The following is a 24787-nucleotide window of genomic DNA, read 5'->3' on the forward strand; positions in this document are numbered from 1 at the left end:
CTACTCCTTTAATATCAGATGAATAGGCAGTAAAGCCCTTACTTAATCGTTAGGGGATTTACTGCCTAAATATATTTTTTATTATCTGCAACGCTTAGAATAGTGACTTTGTTTATACGAATAAACTTAGTAAAAGGATAAACACTAATCCAGCTACTGAAATAATCGTTTCAAGCAATGTCCATGTTGCAAAGGTTTCTTTCATGCTTAAGCCAAAGTATTCTTTAAACATCCAGAAACCGGCATCGTTAACATGTGAAGCAATTAAGCTTCCTGCTCCTGTGGCAAGTACAACTAAAGCCAGATTCACGTCAGATTGTCCTAACATTGGAATCACCAAGCCAGCAGTTGTTAAAGCAGCAACAGTGGCAGAGCCTAAAGCTATACGTAAGATGGCAGCGATGATCCAAGCCAGCAGGATTGGGGATAGTGTCGTTTCTTTGAATAATTCAGCTACATAATCACCAACACCGCCATCAATTAATACTTGTTTGAAGGCGCCGCCTCCTCCGATAATTAAGAGCATCATTCCTATATGCAAAATCGCTTGTGTACAAGATTCCATTACGTCTTTTATTGGAATTTTTCTTGCTAATCCCATCGTATAGACGGCAACTAATAAGGAAATTAACATAGAAGTTGATGCGTCACCGATAAAGCGAATTACGGCTAGAAAACTATTATCCTCAATTCCTAATGTTTTTTGAAGCAACGTAATAATCGTCGCAATTGACATTAAAATAACAGGAAGCATAGCTGTAAATACGCTGATTCCAAAGCCTGGTGTGTCTTCTAGCTTAAACGCTTTTTGTTCGCCTAACGAGGCAATACTGCCGGTTTTTGTAAATGATTCAGGTACAAGCTTTTTAGCAAGCTTTGTAAAGACTGGTCCAGCTAAAATAACGGTTGGTACCGCAATAATAAATCCATAAAGTAAAACTTCACCAAGGTTTGCGCCAAATTCCCCAGCAATAACAGTTGGCCCTGGGTGAGGCGGCAAGAAACCGTGGGTTACGGATAACGCAGCAACCATTGGGATTCCAAGATACAAGATTGAAATTCTTAATTCTTTTGAAATGGCAAATACGATTGGAATTAATAATACTAATCCTACTTCGAAAAATAATGCGATCCCGATAATGAATGAAGATGCAACAACAGCCCATTGAATATTCTTTTCTCCAAATTTGTTAACAAGGGTCATAGCAATCCGTTGTGCACCGCCAGCATCTGCAATTAACTTGCCCAGCATAGCTCCTAGTCCAAAGATTAAAGCTAAATGTCCAAGTGTCCCGCCTAATCCGGCTTCAATTGTTTTTACAATATCACCCATTGGCATACCAAGGGCTAAAGCAACGCCGAATGATACAATGATTAATGAAATAAATGTATTTAATTTTAAGCCCATGATCAAGATCAGTAAGGCTATGATTCCTATTGCGACAATAACTAAAGGCATTGTCATTCCTCCTATTGTTTATCTTGTTGGGTTGATTAAGCTTCTTTGATATTTTGCAATTCGTGAATAATCTTCTGTTAGTACTCTTGATAGGTTGATAAAGATTGGCAGAAGCTCCCTGTATTCTTTTGCGGCTTCTTCTTTAGGTGTGTGCTTATACGTGCTGCCAACCATTTCTGAAACAATTTCAAAGGATTCAATTTCACCTGCTGCATAAAGTCCTAAAATACAAGCGCCTAAACATGAACTTTCATAGCTTTCTGGAACAACTACTTCAGATTCAAGAATATCGGACATCATTTGCCGCCAAACTTCAGACCTTGCAAAGCCTCCAGTTGCCTGAATTCGTGTCACAGGACCGTCCATACATTCGGTTAAGGCTAAAAACACGGTGTATAAATTGTAAATAACTCCTTCCAGCGCTGCGCGAATCATATGCTCTTTCTTATGTGACATCGTTAAACCGAAAAATGAGCCGCGTACGTCCGGATTCCATAGCGGAGCACGTTCACCAGCCAGATATGGGTGGAATAACAATCCATCTGCGCCAGGCCGTACACGTTCAGCAATCTTTGTTAAGACCTCGTAAGGATCAATACCTAGTCGTTTTGCTGTTTCTATTTCTGAAGAGGCAAATTCATCTCTGATCCAGCGCAGGACCATTCCTCCATTGTTTACCGGTCCGCCAATGACCCAATGCTTTTCAGTTAGGGCATAACAAAATATTCTTCCTTTTTCATCTGTTTGAGGTTTGTCAATAATGGTTCGAATGGCACCGCTTGTCCCGATTGTGATGGCAATTTCACCTTTTTTTATAGCGTTTACACCGAGATTAGAAAGCACTCCGTCACTTGCACCGATAACAAATGGGGTTGTGGAATCGATCCCAATTTGACGCGCTAAATCCGGATCACAGTTTGTAAAGTTTCTTGTTGTCGGAACAAGTTCAGATAAATGATCTGTGGTTACACCTGCTATCTTTAACGCTTCTTCATCCCAATCCAATGTTTTAAGATTCATCATGCCCATGGCTGAAGCGAGGGAATGATCAACAACATATTGTTTGAAAAATCTATAAAAAATATATTCTTTTATTCCAATGTATTTTTTCGCTTTGTCAGCGATTTCAGGACGTTCATTCACAATCCAAGCAATTTTGGTTAACGGAGACATCGGGTGAATCGGTGTCCCAGTTCGCTTGTAAATTTCATGTCCATTCAGTTCGTCCTTTATTTTATGTGCCCATGCTTCACTGCGATTATCAGCCCAAGTGATACATGGAGTAAGTGGCTGATTATTTTCATCCATCGCAATAACACTGTGCATAGCACTGCTAAATGAAAGAAACGAGATCTTTTTTTGCGGGTGTTTTTTCGTAATATTCGAAATCGCTTGCAATACTGCCTGAAAAATTTCATCCGGGTCTTGCTCAGCTGTTGAGATATCGGGTGTATAAAGGGGATACCCAATGTTCTCTGTTTGAATAACTTCACCCTTTTTAGTGAATAAAACCGCTTTTGTACTTGTCGTACCAATGTCTATACCTAACATATAGCTACTCATTTTCTTGCTCTACTCCTTTAAATAGCATTTGTTGAGACATCCATAGATCTTCTACTTTTCCTTGAACATCATCAAAATTTTGGTGTAAGGACTCAACCATGCGGGCCCTGTCTTTTGTTTTGATCGCTTCTATATAAAGCTCGTGATTTTTTACAATCCTGTCAAAGTCTTCATACTTTTCATTAAAACGTACGCGCATGGATATAAGAATAAAGCTTTCCATAACGGGTTTTAAATTATCCCATATCATCTGGATATAGGAATGATTAATCGCTTTAATAATCGTTTCATGGAATAAAACATCTTGAAAGGCAAACTCATCTGCATCTCGATATTTGATCGCGACTTTCATCATTTCTAGTATTTTACTAAGCTCCGTAACTAATTCATTAATATCCATCTTTACAAGCCGTTCAAATACAAATGTTTCTATAAGTAAACGTACATCATAAATTTCTTCTACTTCTTTTTCTGTTAAGCCAATGACGACTGCACCCATTCTCTCTAAACGAATCATGTTTTCGGAAGCGAGTATCTTTAGCGCTTCACGAACAGGTGAACGACTTACTGCAAAGTCTGCAGCTAATTTATTTTCAGATAGGATGGTGCCGCTTTCAATCATGCCTGAAATAATTCGCATTCTAAGCTCAGAAGTAACACGTGTACCGGCAGAAGCTTTTGAAAGCCATTTTGCAGGATAAAGATATTCTTTTGAATCAGACATATATTCACCTACTTACTTTAATTCAAGTATACTTGTATACAAGTATTATATCGGATATTCATATTTTTGCAAGCCCTTTTATGAAATCAAAATTACTAATTCTTCAAAATTCGACAAAATTCATGTTGCTGTTCTGGTACGAGTGAAGTGAAAAATCACCCCGATAAACAAGGCTATTGGGGTGATTTTGGGTACCTTTTACTGCTGTGCGCCCCGCTTACCGCTTCTTTGTGCATGGACTTCATTTTTTAATCCTCTTAGTAATGAGAAGGACATGACCACCATGATAATAGTAAAGGGGAGGGCGGCTGCGATGGACGCTGTTTGCAATACATTTAAGCCTCCCGCCAAAAGCAATACAGCTGCCAGGGCGGACTGAATGACGCCCCATGTCATTTTTATTTTGTTTGAAGGATTCAATGTACCTCCTTCACTAAGCATACCTAAGACAAAAGTGGAGGTATCAGCAACGGTTATATAATAAATTGTTACAACGGCAAAGCCCACAATACTTAACAAGGAACTAAGCGGCAGATAATCAAAAAAGGTGAAGATTGCCAATGAGACATTGTTTTTAATATAGTTCGCCAGTTCATTGTTTCCTGTACTTTGAACAATCTCTAACGCTGAACCGCCAAATATGGACATCCAGGCAAACGTACCGAGAGTAGGAATGATTAATACGCCAATGACAAACTCACGTATTGTTCTCCCTTTCGATACCCGAGCAATAAACATGCCGACAAAAGGAGCCCAGGCAATCCACCAAGCCCAATAGAACAACGTCCATGAGGCAATCCATTCTCCCTCGCTAAAAGGCTTTAGCCTTAAGCTCATATGGATAAAATCACTGATATAAATACCAGTTGTATTAAAGAGAACTTTAATGATCGTCATTGTGGGACCGACAATTAAAATGAGCAGCATGAGAATAAACGATAAGATCATAGCTGCATTTGATAAATATTGAATTCCTTTTTCTAAGCCTGTGTTGATGGAGATAATAAACAGAACAGTAGCAACAGCAATGACAACCAATTGAATTAGTAAGGTATTAGGAATGCGAAAGATGTCATGCATCCCGGCAGTGACTTGCATGGCGCCTAGGCCTAAGGAGGTGGCTATGCCGAAGACGGTTGCAAAAATCGACAGCACATCAATGGTTTTTCCAATCGGCCCGTAAATCCTGTCTCCCAATATGGGGTGAAATGCTGAGCTGATAGCAGCAGGCAGCCTTTTGTTGTATTGAAAAAAGGCAAGCGCCAAACCAATAACGGTATAAATCGCCCAAGGATCAAGACCCCAATGGAAAAATGTATATTTCATTGCGGTATTGGCGGCATCAACCGTGAAGCCTTTCCCAACAGGTGGCTCTGTGTAGTGGGTTACAGGTTCAGCAACACTCCAATACACAATTCCGATTCCCATACCAGCGCCGAAGAGCATAGCGAGCCAAGAAGCGGTATTAAAGTCAGGCTTATCTGTTTTTCTTCCGAGCCGAATATGGCCGTATTTTGAAAACATTAAGTAGATTGAGAAAATGACAAAAAATAGTGTGGCACCAAGATAGACCCAGCCAAGATAATCAATCGAACCGTTGTAAATCAGGTCGGTTACCTTTGCTAAATTGTCTGTGAAAAAGACCCCCCATATGATAAAGATTAGGGTAAGAATGAGGGAGATGATAAAAACGCTGTTTTCTTTAAAAATATTGCTATTCATAGGAACCTCCTTGTAAAAGAAATAGTAGTTCAATGATAAAGGCAACATCATTTATCATGAAGATGATAGAGAAGCTCCCATTTTTCAGAGTTCATTAACTCATCCTGTAATAACTGCAATCCGCCTCCTAAATAGACCGTTTCATCTCGAATAGCAAGTACCATGGTTTCAAAAAAGGTATCATTTTCGGTATTTCTATAAACGTCACCGACTGCCGGCAGGTCACCGCTCACAATTTTTGGAATGAGATTGTTGAAATCATTGCCATTTTCGCTTTCCCCATGTTCATTATCTAGAAAATCGATTGGATTGCTGCCAGCATCACGGCCAAGCTCCATCAATAAATACTCATGATGTTTTATTCCGTTTGAATTGCTGGTAATCACTCCCTTGTTATCGGCTTTTTCAACAACTTCAATTTCATTTAATGAATAATGATCAAGTGAATCAGGAGTCGGATTGGTAATGAGAATTGTTTCTCCTTCGTTAGCATTTCGTTTCCGGAGGGTATATACTTTGTGATCATAGATAAAACTGTCAAGCAACTTTGGCTTGTATCTTTCCACTTGAGCAGCGCTGGTTAAATGCTGGGTTAAATCTCTCAGCCTAATCAAATGAACGGACTTTTTATACATCGGCTTTACGCCATAGACCCTATGTAACGCATTGTTATAATAGACAAATTGCCCTTTTCTTACGTGATATAGCTTCACGGGTAGATCTCCCTTCATAGATTGCGTTTATTACTTCCTATTTTTAGGATGTCTCATTTAAGAAAAAACATGTTACATAATAAAACGATCATATTCATGGTATGGACATTAGGATGGAGTGACTCGAAAACTTGCTAATCGGATAAGGAACTTTTACACTTAAAAATAAAATCATTACTTTTAACAGGTGGGTAAAAATGGCTAAATCAATCGTTGAAAAACTAAACTTACAAAAATATAAGAGGACTGCGGCTTTAAATTTGCCAGAGGGTGCTAATTATTTAGAAGAGTTAGAGGGTTATGATACAGAGCTTGCTGGCAGCGGATATGATCTGATTTTTGCTTTTGTTCTAGATATGGAGGCATTAAAGGACCTCGTATACACGGTGATTGAGAAGGATTTTTTAAATAAAAACGGTTATCTCTTTTTGGCATATCCAAAAAAGGGGAATAAGGTATATCCGACCTATATCCATCGTGATGATTTATTCCCAAGCTTAGGTGTTGATGAGAGCGGCTATGTTGGTACAAGCTCAATTAAATTTGCCCGAATGGTTGGATTGGACGATGTTTTTACGGTTGTTGGCTTAAAGGAAGACTCTAAGAGTAAAAATAAGACATCTACAAAAGCAAGCCAATGTGTGGATGATTATATCGAGATGATTCCTGATGTGGAAAAAGATTTGAAGGATACCCCAGATTTACTTGCTTTCTATCAAACATTAACTCCAGGCTATCGGAAAGACTGGGCAAGATATGTGTATAGTGCAAAACAAGAAACAACAAGGAACAAAAGACGCGAGGAAATGAAAATGATTCTAGGAGCAGGGTATAAGAGCCGGGATCTATATAAAAAAGAACATTCTTAATGGTCATCTGCTTATTATTACAAAAGCACCCTTTCAAAATGGGTGCTTTTTGCTGTTTATGTTTATAATGCTTCCTTAATTATTTTCTTATAGTAAAGTACTGAAAGGATACCAAAAATTGAGTACAATCCGGTGTAAAGTACCATAACAATAATCATCGGTGTCCAAAGCTCAGTTCCGAATAAAAACCAGCCAGATTGAACAGCAAAATAACTATGAAGAAGACCGATTATTAACGGGATCCCAAAGCTGTAGATTTGTTTGGATTGGATGCCTCTCAGCAGGTCTCCACGGGTAAATCCTAGCTTTCTTAAAATCGTATAATTTCCTTTTTCATCTTCACTTTCATCCATTTGTTTGAAGTAAAGGATACAGCCTGAAGTAATAAGGAAAGTAAGCCCTAAGAAGGCGACAATGAACATGATCAGTCCCATGTTTTGCTTCTGATTGTTACTCATATCAAGGCGTGAAGAATGGTTTTCAGCGTAGTTTGCAGCATGAAATAAATCATTTGCCTTTTTAAGCTGTTCTTCGTCTTTAATGTCTATACCGATATAAACCGATGATTCTTTTTGAATTTCCGGGTTAACGTCCTTCCTTAAACGCTCAAATACAGTTTCATCCACAATGGCAACAGGGAGTCCTCCGCTTGTAAATGTATAAGAAAGAATAAAATCTTTTCTAAGCCCTAAATAGTTTTGTTCAATTTCGCCATTTTTTCCTTTAATGATAATTTTTCCGGAATCCTTTAAGGTCATAAATTTTTGCAACAAATCATCGTAGCCAGTAAAAACCGTGTCTTCTGCATTTAGATCTACATCTGGGACAGCCTGATCACTTATGACAGCAAGCATCATGATATTAGGATCAAAATTCACTTCATCCAGATTGATATCCAAAATATTCCTTGCATCAATTTCAGCTTGAATCACCTCAATCACTTTCTTTTCATAAGAAATCTCATTCTTATTTAAGATCTCTTCAAATTGTTTTGCATCTTTCATTTTTGTCATAGCAAAATGGGAGGGGACTTTATTTTCGGCGGACTTTTCGGCTGAATAATACGAAATATAGCTTAACGATAGTAGACCGATTGCCAGTGCGGATACAGTCGTAATAATCGTTAACAATAAGGCATTGGATTTCATACGAAACATAATTGATGAAAGGGATAATACCTCATTAATGTTTAAATAGCCGCCTTTGCTTTTTCGTATAACATTTGCAATAAAGCTAACAGAGCCTTTATAGAAAAGGTAGGTTCCAATAATGACAGAGCCAAGGATAAAGGTCATGGCTAAGAATAATTCATTCATGGTTGTAAAGTCTCCATCAAATAACTTTGATGATACAAAATATCCTAAAATAATTAGTGCAAAACCGATGACCCCAATGATTATTTCAAACACGGACATCGTTTTAACCTTGCCTTCTGTCGAGGAGGTTACACGAAATAGGGCTAAAATACTCTGTTTTTTTATGAATAGATAATTCATGAGCATGATTAACAGGTAAATCACACAAAAAACGATCAAGGTTTGAATAAGAGCTTGCTGTGAAAATTGCAGCTTGGCAATTGCTTCAACATCCGTTATTTTAAATAAAATCATGATGATTAATTTAGAAACGGAAAACCCGACTAAAATTCCAATCAGTAAGGAGCTGAAGTAAAGGATTAAGTTTTCAGCACTTAGAATGCGAAAGATTTTATTTTTTGTCATACCGATTAATTGAAATAAGCCGATTTCCTTGCTTCGTCTTTTAATAAATATCGTATTGGCGTACAAAAGGAAAATAGCGACAATCGCAACAAGCAAGATGGAAGCTGATCTTATGGCTGCTGCACCTTTAATTGAGCCTTCCACTTCATCCATTGACGGGTCATATTGCAAGGTGACAAAGGCAAAATACAGAGCAACACTGAAGATTAACGCAAAGACGTAAAGGTAGTAGTTTTTTAAATTCTTTTTTAGGTTGCGAAGGATGAGTTGATTAATGTTCATGCTGAACACCGCCTAAAACACCTTGGGTTTTCATAATATCCTTAAAGAAGCTTTGTCTTTCCTGTGTTCCCTTCGTAAGCTGAGTATAAATTTGTCCATCCTTAATGAAAATGACTCTGCTGCAATAGCTGGCAGCGACCGGGTCATGTGTGACCATAATGATTGTTGCATCACGCTTTTGGTTTAATTCACTTAATTTGTTTAATAAATCAGAAGCGGATTTTGAATCGAGTGCCCCGGTTGGTTCATCGGCAAAAATGATACTTGGTTCATGAATAAATGCCCGAGCCGCAGAGGTCCGCTGTTTCTGCCCGCCTGAAATCTCATTGGGATATTTGTCTTGAAGCTCGTAAATTCCTAGTTCTTTAGCTAACTCCTGGAATTTTTGATTTGCTTCTTTCCTGGATGTATTTGAAATAGATAATGGCAAAAGGATGTTTTCTTTCACTGTTAGTGTGTCTAATAGATTGTATTCTTGGAAGATAAATCCTAAATGGTGTTTACGAAATTCAGCCAGCTGCTTTTCCTTCATTTTTGTCATTTCAATATCTTGTATTTTGATTGTCCCCTGACTGACCTGATCAATAGAGGAAAGGACATTAAGCAATGTTGTCTTCCCTGAGCCAGACGCCCCCATTATACTGACAAATTCTCCTTTTTTAATGCTGATATCGATTCCCTTCAATACTTCTTGTTTATTGAATTTATTTCCGTAGCTTTTATGAATTTTCGTTGCTTCTAAAATATTCATCCCAACTAACTCCTTTTGTTTGATAGTTCTATCTTAATAGGGAATGCATTCCTTTTCCTTTGATTGGGCTAACAAAAAACAAAAGCATGTGACAATTTTGTCACATGCCTGTAATATTCACAAAATCATTTTTGTTTGGGAAGGATAACGTAAAGATTGTTCCAGCTTTCATTTCTGATTGCACTTCTATATGGATATGTAGTGGTTCTGCAGCTTTTTTGGTTAAATAAAGCCCCATACCTGTTGAAGCATTATCAGCATGGTTTGTGGTTGAGGTAAAGCCTTTATCATAAATCCTCGGTATATCCCTTGGGTCTATTCCCCGTCCGAAGTCTTGAATCTCTAATTTCGTTCTTCCATTCTGTACATAGCCCCTAATGATAATATCACTTGCATCACTATATTTAATCGAATTGCTCAAAAGCTGCCTAATGATAAAGGCAAGCCATTTTGCATCACTAAGCACTTCTTTAACCTCTAGCTGTATGTCAAAGCCAATCCCTTTTCGAATACACCATGACTGTAAGGTTTTAAGTTCTTTATAAATCAATTCTTTTAGATTGATGTTTTCTATATATAAATCATTTTCTATAAACAAGATCCGTTTATTGTGCAGCTGCTGATCAAGTAGAAGATGAATTCGCAGCCATTCATAGGTTAACTGAGATTTTAGCGGTTTATCTTCGATTCGTTCAATAATTAAATGCATAGCTGTTAATGGTGTTTTCACCTCATGGATCCAAGCTAAAAGTTCATCCTTTTCAATTTCTAACACCAGCTGGTTTTCTGAGGCAAGCTGTTTTAAACGCTCTGTTTGATCTTTAATGCTTTTCTCAATTATTTTCTCAAATGGGCGCTCTGGTTCAATGATGCTTGTTAAATCAAGATTGTTCTCCCATTCTTCTAAGCTTTTATAAAACTTTGTTTCTTTATTATAGCGGACAATCAAAAAGAGAATAAATATAATCATTGATAAAAAGACGATATAGAGAATGGGCTTGAATGGGATCGCATTGTCGAGATAGGCGACCAAAATAATGACGAGTTGCTGGACGATGAAGAGCAAAATCCAGCTCCGTCGTTCAATGAGAAAGTTTTTAATCATATCCTTCTTCCTCTTCAGTAGCAATGTAACCTTGTCCTACCTTTGTTTCAATAAAGCGACCTAAGTTAATTTCATCTAGTTTTTTTCGCAGCCGGTTCAGGTTGACGGTTAAGGTATTATCACTGATAAAGCGTTCATCATCCCACAAGCTTTTAATGAGATCTTCACGGCTAACAATCTTATTTTTATGTTCAATCAATTGCTTTAAAATAAAAAATTCATTTTTTGTCAGTTCAATGGAGCCAGTCTCATTGGTTACAAGGTTTTTTTCATAATCAATCGTTGCCATGCGCCAGGTTTTGAGGGAGATAGGTTCTGTATTGTAATTATAGACACGACGAAGAATCGCTTGTATCTTAGCAATTAATACGTCAAAATGAAATGGTTTTTGGATAAAATCATCAGCTCCAAGCTGCATTGACATGACCATATCTGTAGGATGATCACGAGATGATAAGAAGATAATCGGCACATTTGAATGGGAACGAATCATCCGGCACCAATGAAAACCATCAAATTTTGGAAGTTGAATATCAATAATCACTAAATCAGGCTTTATCATTGTGAATTCTTGAAGCACACTGCTAAAATCGGTGATCCCATAAACATCATAAGACCAACCGGCAAACCGATCCTTGATTTCATTAAACAATGTTTCATCATCTTCTATCAAAAGCAATTTAAACAATGGAATTCACCACACTTTTCCTTTCTTTACATAAAGTGTATAGCAAAATTTCCATTCATGCTATAGAGGAGGTAATATAGAGGAGGTTGAATAAGTAGAATTAGACTTAATGTATGGTGTTTGGTAAAGGGGAAGTTGTTATTTCAGAGGGGGAGCTTGTATCTTGACAGAACTGGCGAATAATTAAGTGTTAATCACTATTAATTTAGCAAGCCCCTCAGTTTATCAGTAAAATTATCCTAAACACCACCCACAAATAACTTATTAACGAAGATATCAGCGAAACCAAAAAATAACGAGGGTGAGGTTATCTTTATGTATGAACTAAAAACAAAAGAAACCGACAGCAATGTGATCGAGTTTATTGAACAGGTTGAAAGTCCAAAGAAACGTGAGGATGCTTATAAATTATTGGATATTTTTACAGAAACGTCTGACTGTGAAGCGAAGATGTGGGGACCAAGCATTATCGGATTTGGAAAATATCATTATAAATATAAAACAGGTCATGAAGGTGATGCACCGCTAGTCGGTTTTTCACCTAGGAAGGCAAAAATCAGCCTGTATTTTGCAACTGGTGACACAGAGCGGGAAGAACTATTAAAAGATTTTGGGAAACATACAACAGGAAAAGCATGTGTCTATATCAATAAAGTAGATGATATTGATATAGAGATTTTAAAGAAGTTAATTCTTCAATCTATAAAGTTTTTAAGAGAAACTTATCCAGATCAATGACCAAAAAGCGAAACACTGCTGTTTCGCTTTTTTTATTCATTCATAGCGTTAAAACGCTTATTTTTCGCGGGATTTATGAACAGTTAGGCATAAGTACAGTTAATTAAGAAGGATGATAATTTTTTAATTAGGTGCCTTGCTTTTGGATTTTACAGCCTTAAATGCGTTGGTTAATAGTTTTTAGCCGATATTGGTGATTTTGGCTGTTTTGCCGGAATGTTTTAGTCTAAAAGAAATCTGACTATTTCACAGGAAATAATAAGGCTAACTCGGGACAATCATCCTAACCAATTGGGTTGGGGGACAGTCTCCCCAGCTTAAATAAAGAAGAAGGCAGCTGCAAGATATAAGACTGTAGCAATTGCACAGCCTATTGAAGCAATTTTTAATTTATACCTGGCATAATCAACAAGCGGCATCTCGAGAATGGATGCAGTTGTAATCGTTGTATCTCCTAAAGGTGAGGTTAAAGCGCCAAAGGAGCCGCTCGCAAATACAGCACCTACTGTAAGGGGAATTGATGCACCTGTTGCGGTAGCCAGTGTCATGCCCAACGGCATAAACAATCCCCAGGTTCCCCAAGAAGATCCGATAAAATAGCCGACAGCCGCTCCAATGATAAATATAATGGCCGGAATAACATATGCAGGCAAAAATGTTCCTAAGGTTGAGCTGATAAAGGATGTAAATCCTAAATCCTCTGCTGTTAATGTCAGTGACCAGACAAGTACAAGCAGAATGATCGCTTGCATCATTTGATTTCCGCCATCGAAGAAATGATACAGAATTTCGTCCAACGGCTGTTTGCGAAATATGTAAAAAACGAATGTTAACACAAGGGTAATAAATATAGCTAATAGCATAATAAATGTTGAATCAGCCTTTGAAAAGGCCTCAAAAATAGTTTTTGCCCCTTTTGAAGTGCCATCTAGCCATAAAAGAAATAAGGAGAGGCCGAGGAGCAAAATAAGCGGAATGATTAAATTCCATGGTTGTGCTTTTACCATAGATAGTTCCTCTTTTAATCCTATCCCGTGATAAGGATGGGCTTCATGTTCATGGTGGTGATGATCTTGATGATCGTTTTGCTTTTCCGCCTTTTTAGAAGATGGCCAAAATGTTTTCAAAATCCCGATCACTAACATACTGATGGCAAAGAAATTAAACGGAATGCTAAGTAAAAACACGTGATATGGAGACATGTCTAATTGATGTTCCTGAATGCCTGCCTCCACTAACGATACCATAAAGCCAACAAATGCTGTGGCTACAGGTAAGAGCACAATGACTGAAGCAGTGGAAACATCCATTACAAAGCCAACTTTTTGCTTTGATAATTTCATTTTTTCCATGATCGATTGAACAATGGGACCAATCATCATAATTCGAAACATTGGCATCATAAAGGTAAAGGGAAGTGTCAGCCAAATAAGGCTTAACAGACCGCGCTGTGACTTAATTTTCTTGCCAACCCACTCAGAAAAACCCTTCATTCCCCCAGAAATTTTCATCATGCCGACGAGACCGCCAAAAAGGTAAAGAAATCCGATGATATTAATATTTGTTGGATCTGATAATGTCTTGACAATATATTTTATTGTTTGTTGCAGTCCATCTAATAAATCAAAAGTGACTAGCAATGAACCAAGGATAAGTCCCAACACAAGACCAGGCAAAATTTTCTTTAACCAAATGGACATAGCAATAACAATAAGAAATGGCAGTAAAGAAAACCAAGATTGCTCCAATTTCCCACGCTCCTTTTACCTTTAAATTCTCCATTTTTAGTTGCTTCATTCATGGATATAGGTTTTTGAGTAGAACAGTTACAAGTAAAAATGCAAAAAGGGCTGCCTTTAAGACTGCCCTTCTTAGATTTATCCTAATGCGATAAAACCGCGTTTTGAGAAAAAATGAAGCTAAGAAGAGTGGGAGATTACTGTCCGAAAGATCTGTTAAGTCTCGCTTAATCGTTCATTCAAAGCCAATTTATGCGGCTCTATTTTTTGCCTTTTGATGGTTTCCTGTCTCTCATCTTCTTCAGGTTTCACCCTTTTTATAAAAAATGCGAGGATAACAGCCAATAACGAAAAGCCGGTAGCAACCACAAAAGCATCATTAATTCCTTTAATGGTTGCTTCTTTGACGATTAAAGCCATTTGTTGTTTAGCATCAGATGTAATACCAGAAGCAGTGGCTAGTTCTGTTACATGCTTTTCCGTTTGGTTGGACATGACAGTGACAAGAAATGCGGTACCGAGTGCTCCGGAAATTTGTTTGAACGTGTTGGACATTGCTGTTCCATGTGCATTTAATCGCTGTGGGAGTTGATTTAGTCCCGCAGTCATAATCGGCATCATCAGCAGTGACATTCCGAACATTCTTGCTGTGTAAATAAGTAATAAAAAAGTATAGGCGGTGGAATCTGTTAGTTCACTAAATTCCCAGGTGGTAACAGTGGTGATGGCCAATCCGATAATAGAAAGCCACCGTGCGCCAACCCGGTCAAAAATCCAGCCTGTAATCGGAGACATAATCCCCATTAATATTGCACCTGGCAAGAGTAAAAATCCTGATTCAAGCGGAGTGAAGCCACGGATCGTTTGCAAATAAATCGGCACTAAAATCATGCCGGCAAACATCGCCATTGTGATAATGACATTAATGATCGTCGTAAGAGTAAACATATTATATTTAAACACTCTGAACTCCAGCATTTGATGATCAGCCCTCATTTGCCGCCAAATAAATAAGGCTAATGCCATCACTCCGACAAGGATCGATACGATAACCTCGAAACTTCCCCATCCTGAGTTTCCAGCGCTGCTAAATCCATATAGTAAGCCGCCAAATCCCAATGTAGACAGGACGATGCCAACAAGGTCAATATTCGGATACGATTGGTCTGTAACATTTTTTAGAAGAATAATTGCAATGATGAAATCAATCGCAGCAATTGGTAAAACGATATAGAATAATATCCGCCATGAATAATTTTGTACAATCCAGCCTGAAAGGGTCGGCCCGATAGCTGGAGCAAAGGTCATTGCGAGCCCAATCAATCCCATTACCTGGCCGCGTTTAGTGATTGGAAAGATCGTTAAAATAACCATCATTAATAAAGGCATAAGGATTCCCGCACCTGCTGCCTGAACCACTCTCCCGGTTAAAAGAATAGTAAAGGTAGGAGAAAGCGCACAGATTAAAGTGCCGATTGAGAATAATCCCATTGCTATTAAATAAAGTTGTCTAGTCGTAAATCGCTCAATTAAGAAGGCTGTAACAGGGATTAATACGCCATTCACAAGCATATAGCCTGTTGACAGCCATTGTGCTGTATTTGCAGATATATGTAAGTCTTCCATCATTTCCGGCAAGGCTACGTTCATTAATGTTTGGTTTAAAATCGCCTCAAATGATCCTAGGAGCATAACCGTAAGAATGGCACCTTTCTTCATTTGCTGATTTGAGACACTTTCAGCAGTGGTCATTTTTCATTTCCTCTCCTTTTACCGATCTTTTATGGTCTTCTCTTTTCTGTAATATGTTTTCAACTTTTTAAATGAAATATGATAAAAGATTTATCCCAATTTTAACGGGCAGCCCAACCCCCTCACTTTGAGTTTAAGGGTTATCTAACAAATACAGGGGAAACTGCCCGTAATGATCGATAATTCTCTCTTTATTTTGATCAGTTAATGATTTACCTTTGTTAACTTTTCCACCTGCGAATATTAACGCTGTACTACTATTTTCCCTTTAAGTGATGTCAACCAGTGCTGTAGAAAAAAGCCTCATGAAAGGATTTTTCATCCCTGCGTTAATAATGAGATAATAATGTAAAAGGGTACTAAATCGAGGAGGATTTTAATGCCGGTGAAAATCAAGCGTGCTTATGAAAAATCATCTAAAGAAGATGGCATCAGAGTCCTTGTTGATCGAATATGGCCAAGAGGTCTTTCAAAGCAGGAAATAAACATCGATCATTGGATGAAGGATGTAGCTCCATCTAGTCAATTACGGAAATGGTTTAATCATGAACCAAGTAAGTTTGAGGCATTTAAAATGAAATATATAGAAGAATTACGTGAGGATAAAAAGGACTTAGTGAAGGAACTTCGAGAAATGGCCGCTGAGGAGACGGTTACTTTACTTTATGCGGCAAAAGATCAGGTGCATAATCAAGCAGTAGTCCTGATGGAAATGGTGGATAAGCAGGAAGTTCCTTAAAAAAAGCAAGGGGTCACTGAGCTCCAATCATGGGCTTGCTGACCCTTAAGGATTGACTAGTCCTTGGTTGCGTATTCTTCAGGTGTTTTACCAATGATAGCTTTAAAATCTTTAATAAAATGTGATTGATCGTAGTAGTTTAGCTCGACAGAGAGGTCTACCCAATTACGATGACCATGGTCGATTCTTTCAGCAGCGTTTTGCAGCCGATACAATTTGATCACCCATTTAGGACTAACACCAACATATTTATCAAACAGCCGCTGCAGCTGTCTTTTGTTAATCTTAAAATGTTCACAAACGGTTTCAACCTTTGTAATAGCATCATTTGCAAATATATGTTCAATAATTTCGTTAATAAAGACAATCTTTTCATCTTTTTCAGGCAGCCTATTCATCATGAGATGTTCCACTTTATTAATCATCGTTCTTACATTATCCAAATGAAGAACTTCATTTTCTAGCTCGGCTTCATTAACATCAAAAATATGACTTAGACCGATGTATCGATTGGTCAGATGAGAAATGGAGGATTTTTGAAAGGGGTAGAATCCTCCGGGTTTAAACTTAATACCGAAAACCATGCCTTTCCCTTCAATAAGCTGGGAGTTTTTTGTTTTTGAAACCCCATAGATCGCTGACTTGTTTTTCTCAATGACCAAATTGATGCAAGGGTTCGGGATAACATCCTGTATGTATGCATCCTGGCCAGTAAGATCCCACCTGACAATCCAATAATGCTTCACGAAAAAATTAATATCGGGTGATGGTGCATATCGTTGCAGCAGATATTTCTCTTCGCCTTTACTTAGATTTAGAATGCCCATACTGGGCTTTGGGAGATGTGCTGTCATTTGATCATTCCTAACATGAAAGATGACCGGATGGAGACTTGGTGTATGGGATAAGGGGGGAATCCGGCAGTTTGCTTGTCGCGTTTTTACAATACGGATGTTCTAAGAGCTGTTATGATTATTTTAACAACATCTGGTAATGTCAGCAATTGCATACATAAAGGAAAGGAGATAAAAGTATGGAACTAAAATATGAGTTTTACATTGGTGCAACAGCAGAGGAAGTCTGGGATGCATTTATGTCACCTGAAGGAACCCGTAAGACCTTCTTTGGCTGTGTCTTAAAATCAACTTTTCAAAAAGGGGAAAGGTTTGAGTATGTTGGACCGGGAAATGATGGCGAGGAAACAGTACACGTATATGGGGAAATTTTAGCTTATGAGCCCCTCAAACTGATCAGTTACCTTGAACATCCCGGTCCGTCTTATCATTCAAACCATGAAGAACTTGAATCAAGGGTCAGCTTTACACTCGAACCAGTAGGAAGTTGTACAAAATTAACCTTGGTAAATGATCAATGGACAGAAAACCATCCTTCCGTAAAAAATGCAGAACAGCACTGGTGGATGATTTTAAGCAATATCAAAACAGTGGCTGAAACAGGAAAAGCATTGGAATTTGGCTGGTAGATATAAAGGGAAGGGGGACAGTCCCCCTTCTTTTAGTCGTTAACAGAAATTGGATTAAGCAATTCGACACTTCCCGTTTTCTTTTTTCGTAATAGAAACGTTAATGGTACAGCTAAGATGGCAATCATCGTGCCTACTAGAAATACATCATCAATCCCTCCAAAGATATAAGGAACTCTGTGTCTTTTTCCTCTTTGCACTTAAAGTAAGTTCCTTTCCCATATCGGTAAAGTCAACATTTTGATTTCGTCCATCTTTAGGATTTGGCAGTCTGCACCAGAACATTTTTTTGAGAGAGTTAATCAATTAGAAATGGTAGCAGCTTTTAATTCCATATGCTCAGTCAATTTAATCGGCAGGCAAGGTCCTTCCTTACTGCTCAATATAATTTTAAATAGTATATTGATTGAGGTTATCAAATGGTTCATTGTAGGTGTCCGACATTTTTTTAAACTGTTAAGTCAATGATTATCTAAAAGATTCACCTCATTAAGTAATTTTATTTTAAACTTTCTAAGGTGTAAACGAAGAACAGGCTATTAATAAACCTAATAATGAAAAAGTAGTTAGAATAACTTGAATTTTTTGCTGTTCGTTCCCAGTGTAAAACCATGGTAAAGTAAAATGGTAGCAATTTATGAAGAAAGGTGATCAAAATGGAGAGGTTTACGATTATTTCTCTTTTAGATGTCATTGGTGAACTATTCTCCGATGAAATATCAATTGCAGTATCCAATACAAAAGAATATATCTATTATCGGCCAAGCAAGCGTATAGACTTAAAGATCAGACCGGGAGATCCTATTAGAGAAGAAACCATCACGCATAAAGCATTGTTCACCAATCAAAAGGTATCTGAATTTATTTCGCGCGATGTGTTTGGAGTTCCGTATCATGGAATGGCTGTTCCCTTTCACTACAATGGTGAACTTGAGGGTTGTGTCACGGCTATTTATCCTTCTGTGACGGATGGGAAATCAGTTATAACTGTTAAAACACTAGATGGATGGGTTCCTATTTCATTTTCAGATGTAAAGTATTTAGAGGTAAAGGACCGTAAAACACATGTATTCACAAATCGGCTTTTAGGTACACATAAAAATTCACTTCAGGAATTTGAGTATATGCTGCCAAGGGAATCTTTTATTCGGTGTCATCGTTCATTTATTGTCAATGTCAATCATATAAAGGAAATCTATCCCGATACCCATTCAACATTTGTTTTGGAAATGAATAATGAAGCAAGAATTCCAGTTAGCCAGTCTTATTCCAGCTATTTTAGAAAGCTGCTAGGTTTTTAATTTCTTCTGCTTCAGGTCTTATTTCTTCTGCTTTAACCCTTCCTTTTCCTTTCTGCGTCCTAATTCACTCATGTTTTAAAGCGCTTACGTTAAAATGATGATAAATAGGATGAAATAGGGGTGGATGTATGGAGAGTTATTTCGGTCGGATAAAAGACCCGCGTTTACTTGGACGAGTCGTATCATCGGAGACAGCTGCATCGTGGATCCAAGATGGCATGACTTTGGGGTTAAGCGGATTTACTCGTGCTGGTGACGTAAAAGCTGTTCCATTTGCGCTAGTAAAGCGTGCTAAAAGGGAAAATTTTAAGGTAAATGTTTATACAGGTGCTTCATTAGGCTCAGATATTGATAAAAAGTTTGCGGAAGCTGGAATTATTCATAAACGTTTGCCCTTTCAAGCTGATTCGACAATGAGAAGAAAGATTAATGGGGGAGAGCATTTATTTGTTGACCATCATTTATCACATACGGCAGAATTAGTAAGGGCAAATGTGTTAGAGCCTATTGATTACGCAATTTTGGAAGCGGTTTCTATTACTGAAAATGGAATGATGATTCCTACTACATCAATTGGAAACTCATTAACATTTGTCCGTCATGCAAAATCTATTATTATTGAGATCAATATGGCACAATCTGAATTTTTAGAAGGAATCCATGATTTATACGAGCCTGAAAAGCAGGGTGATCGGTCTCCAATACCATTAACAAAAGTGAACGATCGTATTGGTACAATTGGGATTCCAATTGAGGTAGAGAAAGTTAAAGGAATAGTATTTACGAATCAGCTGGATTCACCTTCTACAATTGTTCAGCCTGATCGCGAAACAGAAGAAATGGCAAAGCATTTAATTTCATTTTTGCGTACAGAAATAAAGGCTGGTCGACTTACGGAATGTCTTGCACCGCTGCAATCAGGGATTGGTTCTGTTGCAAATGCAGTTCTTCACGGAATGCTGGATTCTGAATTTGAAAATTTAGAGGTTTATTCTGAAGTTTTGCAAGACGCGGTGTTTGATTTAATAGATGCAGGGAAGGTTCGGTTTGCGTCATGTTGTTCGATCACATTATCGGATGAAAAAATGGCAAAAGTTTTCAATAACTTTGATAAATACCGAAACAAATTGATCATGAGGCCGCAGGAAATTTCCAACCACCCTGAAATTATTCGACGACTTGGCTTAATATCAATCAATACTGCATTGGAATTTGATCTATATGGGAATGTTAACTCAACTCATGTATCAGGAACAAAAATGATGAATGGAATCGGAGGTTCAGGTGATTTTGCCCGCAATGCCCGTTTAGCTATCTTCGTAACGAAATCAATTGCAAAAGACGGAAAAATATCAAGCATTGTACCATTTGTTTCTCATGTAGATCATACGGAGCATGATGTGGATATTGTGGTAACTGAACAAGGGTATGCAGATCTGCGTGGGTTGGCTCCAAGGGAACGTGTTGAGTTGATTATTGAACGGTGTGCACATCCTTTGTATCGTGAACAATTACGAGATTATTATGGAGAAGCTCTTGCAAGAGGCGGGCAAACACCACATGTGTTAGAAAAGGCCTTTTCCTGGCATGTTCATTTTATGAAGCACGGTACCATGCTTGAAAAGGTTGAACTAAAAATGTAAGAACTCCTGGGAAATATTTATAAGATAAACGGATGTTGTGAAAGAGAATATATAAAATTACCATTCAAAAAAATCCTATTTAGATGATGGTAACATCATCTAAATAGGATAGACAATTTTTAACGTATGCCCTTCATAAAGCCTTGTATTTTTGGTGATAGAGCGAAAAGGATAATACTTAGAACAATCGCTGCTCCCCCAATAACACCAAAGTAGACCATTTCTGTTTCAGGTGTATAGAAACGAACAATCTGTGCATTAATCGCTTGTGCAGCGGCATTCGATAAGAACCATAGGCTCATCGTTTGTGCCGAGAATGCAGCAGGCGCTAATTTAGTTGTAGCTGAAAGTCCGACAGGTGATAAGCAAAGTTCACCAAGGACAACAATAAAGTAGCTTAGGACAAGCCATAAAGGATTAACTAAAGTATTCTCCCCGCCTATATAGGCCGGTAACAGAATAACGAGAAATGATAAGCCAGCAAATAGTAAACCTAATGAGAACTTTTTAGGAATGGAAGGCTGGCGATTTCCAAGCTTTACCCATAGCCATGCAAAAACAGGTGCAAAGATGATAATAAATAATGGGTTTAGTGATTGGAACCATGCAGGTGAAATATGAATACCTGCAAAATCTAATTGTGTTCGTTTATCTGCATAGTTTGCTAAAATAGTTGAGCCTTGCTCTTGAATTGCCCAGAACATGACAGAAGCAATAAACAATGGGATATAAGCGATAATTCGTGAGCGTTCAACTGCCGTTGTTTTAGGACTGCGGTACATCACGATAAAGTAAATTGTTGGGATCAAGATCCCTAAAATACCAACCAGAGCAATAAAACTAGTGATTGTTAATATGCCTGCTGGAATAGTAATGGCAAGAATAATCGCGATAATAACTGCACCTAATCCAATAATAGTAAAGACTTTTTTCTTTTCTGATGGTGACATTGGATTTGCGATGATCGTACCAGCAAGACCAAGATTTTTTTTCTTAGTTAAGATAAAAACTAATAATCCAAGGAACATTCCAACTGCAGCAAGCCCGAAGCCCAGGTGGAAGTTGTATTTCATTCCCACAGTACCGACAATTAATGGCGCCAAAAATCCACCAAGGTTAATACCCATATAGAAAATACTAAAGCCTGAATCACGGCGATTGTCCTCTTCACTGTAAATTTCTCCGACAACACTCGAAACATTAGGTTTCAGTAAGCCTGTTCCAAGGACAATTAAAACCATTGAAACGAAAAACATAGGAACACTTCCAGGTACTGCCAGTACAATATGACCTAGCATAATCAGGATTCCGCCGTAAAAAACAGCATTTGAGGTCCCGAACATTCGATCTGCAAGCCAACCGCCAATGATACCGGACATATACACTAATGACCCGTAAATCGACATGATGGCTAGAGCGGTGTTTTCATCAATACCTAATCCGCCCTTTGAAACTTCATAATACATATAATAAACTAGGATTGCTCTCATTCCGTAGTAGGAGAAACGTTCCCAAAACTCAGTAAAGAAAAGTGTGAAAAGTCCTTTAGGATGTCCAAAAAACCCTTTCTGAGGGACGCTTGCCACAATTTTCTGTTTATTTAAGTCTGACATTACTCAACCTCCTTTGTTCTTCTACTATAATACTTTTATGATTTGGTATTGTCAAAAAAAATCGAATCAAGTCTATTTTACTAGTTATTTCCTTGTTCTTAGTAAAATGTAAATAGTTATAATGTTTTATTAGAATAATTGAAGCTTTCTTGAAGGTTTATTGGTGTTTTGTATGTAATAAGAACCAGGAGTTTTAGATCAATATTTGAAAACGCTTTAAAAAGTATCTATAGATTAATAAGATAGTAGTAATAGTAATGATCATTTTTTGATGGAATGGGGATGAATGATGGACGTACATGATTTTATTCATATTAGCGAAGATGGCATAAATATAGAAAGCCTCCTTCAGGTGAAAAATTGGATGACGCCGAACCCTTTTTGTATGAACGGAAACAAGACGATAAAGGAAGCAGCAGAGGTCATGATAGAGCATAGGATAGACGGTTTGCCAATTGTCAATGATGATTCACAGTTAATGGGGATCATTACCTTGCGACAGGCGCTATCCTATTTTTTGAATGGACATCAAGGTCAATTAGTAGAGAGTACCATATTAGACCGTCATTTTGCCAAAATACAGCAGTTTGATTCTCTATTAGACGTTTTTTCCTTGCCATTTGATCAGTTTCTTGTTGTTGACTCTACTAGTAAACTTTTAGGAATTTTAACAAAGAGAGATGTTTTAGACGGGTTCTCAAAGTATATTCATAAGCTTAAGCAAAGGCAAAATAGTGCAGAGGCACTCAATATCATTTTGGAAAGTGCTTATGAGGGTATAGCTGTTGTGGACGAAAATGGTATTTTACAAGAGTTTAATCATGCCTATAGCAGATTTACAGGAATTAAAAGAGTAGATGCAATTGGGAGGCATGTATCAGAGGTAATTGAAAATACTAATCTGCATATCACAGTAAAAACAGCGATTCCTGAGCGTGGAGTTATTCAAAATATACAGGGACAGGATATGGTTGTTCACCGAATCCCAATTTTGAAAGAGGAAAAAGTTGTTGGAGCTATTGGAATGCTGATCTTTGAAGGGGTAACAGATATCTATAAAATCTATGAAAAGCTGCAAGTGAGTCACGTTGAAGGTCAAATGGTAGAAAGGCCATTTACCTTAAACAAGGAAAAAGATAGCCGCATGACCCTTGCTCAAATAATTGGTGTTAGTGATTCACTGACAATGATTAAGCGGTTAGCGAGAAAAGCGGCAAGAACATCGGCCACGATCCTGATTACTGGTGAAAGCGGGACAGGGAAAGAGATGTTTGCAAAAAGCATTCACCATTTAAGTCCATTTGCAACAGGACCATTTATAAGTGTCAATTGTGGTGCAATCCCTGAGCATTTATTTGAATCAGAGCTATTTGGATATGAAGAAGGTGCTTTCTCCGGGGCGAAGAAGGGAGGAAAGCCGGGTAAATTTGAATTGGCAGACAAGGGAACGATCTTCCTCGATGAAATTGGGGAATTGCCTTTAATGCTGCAAACAAAACTCCTGCGGGTTCTTCAGGAGAAGGAGGCAGAAAGAGTCGGTGGAATTAAGAAATATCAAATGAATGTAAGAGTGATTGCAGCGACGAACAGGGACCTTAAGGAAATGGTAGAAAAAGGAGAGTTTCGAGAAGATTTGTTTTATCGGCTGAATATTATTCATCTTCATATTCCGCCTCTTCGTGAGCGTAGGCAAGATATACCGATCCTCCTTTCTTATTATGTAAAAGAAATTTGCGATAAGTATCAGATGCAAACAAAATCATTTACGCGTGAAGCGATTTCCGCTTTTATGGACTATGAATGGCGAGGGAATATCCGTGAAATGGTGAATACCATTGAGCGTCTGGTTACATTAGTCGATGGACCAATCATTGAATTGAAAGATTTATTGCACTCCTTAACAGGGTTTGAAAAACGCATTAGCAAGGAAGCAACGGCTTTAAACATGAAAGGGGTGTTAGAAGAGGCGAAATTGGTTGGTCATGAACGGGAGAAGGAATTAATTATTAAAATGCTAAAAAATGCAGGAGGAAATAAATCGAAAGCAGCAGAGCTTTTAGGGATTCATCGTACAACCTTATATCAAAAGCTGAAGAAATACGGATTGTGATCATTGTAGTGTGGTGTTATAACTACAAAATATCTACAGATGTAGAGGTTTCCCTACAATTTAATCAATTGA

The 24787-nt window shown here is 37.8% G+C and carries 21 protein-coding genes; 7 read left to right on the forward strand and 14 right to left on the reverse strand.

Going from position 1 to position 24787, the window contains the following annotated elements:
- Positions 1–112 precede the first annotated feature (112 nt).
- From WQ54_RS24580 to WQ54_RS24600, 5 genes are all read right to left on the reverse strand, one after another.
- Entirely contained in the window at positions 113–1459 is a 1347-nt protein-coding gene (locus WQ54_RS24580; protein WP_046588273.1) for a GntP family permease, read from the reverse strand.
- 18 nt (positions 1460–1477) lie between these two features.
- Positions 1478–3022: a gluconokinase gene (gntK, locus tag WQ54_RS24585; RefSeq protein WP_046588274.1), complete on the reverse strand. Its 1545-nt coding sequence runs from the start codon at positions 3020–3022 to the stop codon at positions 1478–1480.
- On the reverse strand, positions 3015–3746 hold the full coding sequence (locus tag WQ54_RS24590) for a GntR family transcriptional regulator (RefSeq protein ID WP_046588276.1): 732 nt from the start codon (positions 3744–3746) through the stop codon (positions 3015–3017). Before WQ54_RS24590 ends, gntK begins: the two co-directional genes overlap by 8 nt.
- 198 nt (positions 3747–3944) lie before the next feature.
- Positions 3945–5468 (reverse strand): BCCT family transporter, encoded by a 1524-nt coding sequence (locus WQ54_RS24595; protein ID WP_046588278.1) that lies wholly within the window; start codon positions 5466–5468, stop codon positions 3945–3947.
- 47 nt (positions 5469–5515) lie between these two features.
- Positions 5516–6181 (reverse strand): hypothetical protein, encoded by a 666-nt coding sequence (locus tag WQ54_RS24600; RefSeq protein WP_046588280.1) that lies wholly within the window; start codon positions 6179–6181, stop codon positions 5516–5518.
- A 197-nt stretch (positions 6182–6378) separates the two neighbouring features.
- On the opposite strand from WQ54_RS24600, the gene WQ54_RS24605 reads away from it, so the two are divergent.
- Positions 6379–7050, forward strand: coding sequence for a YdeI/OmpD-associated family protein (locus WQ54_RS24605; RefSeq protein WP_046588281.1), 672 nt, complete (start codon positions 6379–6381; stop codon positions 7048–7050).
- Positions 7051–7112: 62 nt separating this feature from the next.
- Here WQ54_RS24605 and WQ54_RS24610 read toward each other — a convergent pair whose 3' ends face one another.
- The 4 genes from WQ54_RS24610 to WQ54_RS24625 all read right to left on the reverse strand — a co-directional run bounded on the left by WQ54_RS24610 (position 7113) and on the right by WQ54_RS24625 (position 11597).
- A complete protein-coding gene (locus WQ54_RS24610) occupies positions 7113–9053 on the reverse strand; it encodes an FtsX-like permease family protein (protein ID WP_046588283.1) in 1941 nt (646 codons plus the stop codon).
- A complete protein-coding gene (locus WQ54_RS24615; RefSeq protein ID WP_046588285.1) occupies positions 9043–9804 on the reverse strand; it encodes an ABC transporter ATP-binding protein in 762 nt (253 codons plus the stop codon). The genes WQ54_RS24610 and WQ54_RS24615 overlap by 11 nt, the downstream gene beginning before the upstream one ends.
- Before the next feature lie 100 nt (positions 9805–9904).
- Positions 9905–10909, reverse strand: coding sequence for a sensor histidine kinase (locus WQ54_RS24620; protein ID WP_046588287.1), 1005 nt, complete (start codon positions 10907–10909; stop codon positions 9905–9907).
- On the reverse strand, positions 10902–11597 hold the full coding sequence (locus tag WQ54_RS24625) for a response regulator transcription factor (protein WP_046588290.1): 696 nt from the start codon (positions 11595–11597) through the stop codon (positions 10902–10904). Before WQ54_RS24625 ends, WQ54_RS24620 begins: the two co-directional genes overlap by 8 nt.
- A gap of 315 nt (positions 11598–11912) precedes the next feature.
- On the opposite strand from WQ54_RS24625, the gene WQ54_RS24630 reads away from it, so the two are divergent.
- Positions 11913–12335: a DUF1801 domain-containing protein gene (locus WQ54_RS24630; protein WP_046588293.1), complete on the forward strand. Its 423-nt coding sequence runs from the start codon at positions 11913–11915 to the stop codon at positions 12333–12335.
- Positions 12336–12652: 317 nt separating this feature from the next.
- Here WQ54_RS24630 and WQ54_RS24635 read toward each other — a convergent pair whose 3' ends face one another.
- Positions 12653–14083, reverse strand: a complete 1431-nt coding sequence (locus WQ54_RS24635) for a Na+/H+ antiporter NhaC family protein (protein WP_156178130.1) — start codon at positions 14081–14083, stop codon at positions 12653–12655.
- Positions 14084–14290: 207 nt separating this feature from the next.
- Entirely contained in the window at positions 14291–15826 is a 1536-nt protein-coding gene (locus WQ54_RS24640) for a DHA2 family efflux MFS transporter permease subunit (RefSeq protein WP_046588296.1), read from the reverse strand.
- A gap of 379 nt (positions 15827–16205) precedes the next feature.
- Between WQ54_RS24640 and WQ54_RS24645 the strand changes: the two genes are divergently transcribed.
- On the forward strand, positions 16206–16565 hold the full coding sequence (locus tag WQ54_RS24645; RefSeq protein WP_046588299.1) for a DUF488 domain-containing protein: 360 nt from the start codon (positions 16206–16208) through the stop codon (positions 16563–16565).
- A gap of 56 nt (positions 16566–16621) precedes the next feature.
- On the opposite strand, the gene WQ54_RS24650 is transcribed toward WQ54_RS24645, so the two are convergent.
- A complete protein-coding gene (locus WQ54_RS24650) occupies positions 16622–17419 on the reverse strand; it encodes a helix-turn-helix transcriptional regulator (RefSeq protein WP_046588301.1) in 798 nt (265 codons plus the stop codon).
- Between the two features lie 179 nt (positions 17420–17598).
- Between WQ54_RS24650 and WQ54_RS24655 the strand changes: the two genes are divergently transcribed.
- Positions 17599–18048, forward strand: coding sequence for an SRPBCC family protein (locus WQ54_RS24655; RefSeq protein WP_046588303.1), 450 nt, complete (start codon positions 17599–17601; stop codon positions 18046–18048).
- 32 nt (positions 18049–18080) lie between these two features.
- Here the strand turns inward: WQ54_RS24655 and WQ54_RS33945 are convergent, their stop codons facing one another.
- Positions 18081–18248: a hypothetical protein gene (locus WQ54_RS33945; RefSeq protein ID WP_156178132.1), complete on the reverse strand. Its 168-nt coding sequence runs from the start codon at positions 18246–18248 to the stop codon at positions 18081–18083.
- Between the two features lie 456 nt (positions 18249–18704).
- Between WQ54_RS33945 and WQ54_RS24660 the strand changes: the two genes are divergently transcribed.
- On the forward strand, positions 18705–19349 hold the full coding sequence (locus WQ54_RS24660; RefSeq protein WP_046588305.1) for a LytTR family DNA-binding domain-containing protein: 645 nt from the start codon (positions 18705–18707) through the stop codon (positions 19347–19349).
- 128 nt (positions 19350–19477) lie between these two features.
- Positions 19478–20992, forward strand: coding sequence for an acetyl-CoA hydrolase/transferase family protein (locus WQ54_RS24665; protein WP_046588306.1), 1515 nt, complete (start codon positions 19478–19480; stop codon positions 20990–20992).
- A 119-nt stretch (positions 20993–21111) separates the two neighbouring features.
- Here WQ54_RS24665 and WQ54_RS24670 read toward each other — a convergent pair whose 3' ends face one another.
- Complete coding sequence (locus tag WQ54_RS24670; RefSeq protein WP_046588307.1) at positions 21112–22605, reverse strand: peptide MFS transporter; 1494 nt, start codon at positions 22603–22605, stop codon at positions 21112–21114.
- A gap of 286 nt (positions 22606–22891) precedes the next feature.
- Here WQ54_RS24670 and WQ54_RS24675 point away from each other — a divergent pair, with 286 nt between their 5' ends.
- The gene (locus tag WQ54_RS24675) at positions 22892–24715 is read left to right on the forward strand and encodes a sigma-54-dependent Fis family transcriptional regulator (protein ID WP_046588309.1); all 1824 of its coding nucleotides are present in this window, start codon (positions 22892–22894) and stop codon (positions 24713–24715) included.
- Positions 24716–24787 lie beyond the last annotated feature (72 nt).

Source organism: Bacillus sp. SA1-12, assembly GCF_000981385.1.
Taxonomy (GTDB): domain Bacteria; phylum Bacillota; class Bacilli; order Bacillales; family Bacillaceae; genus Metabacillus.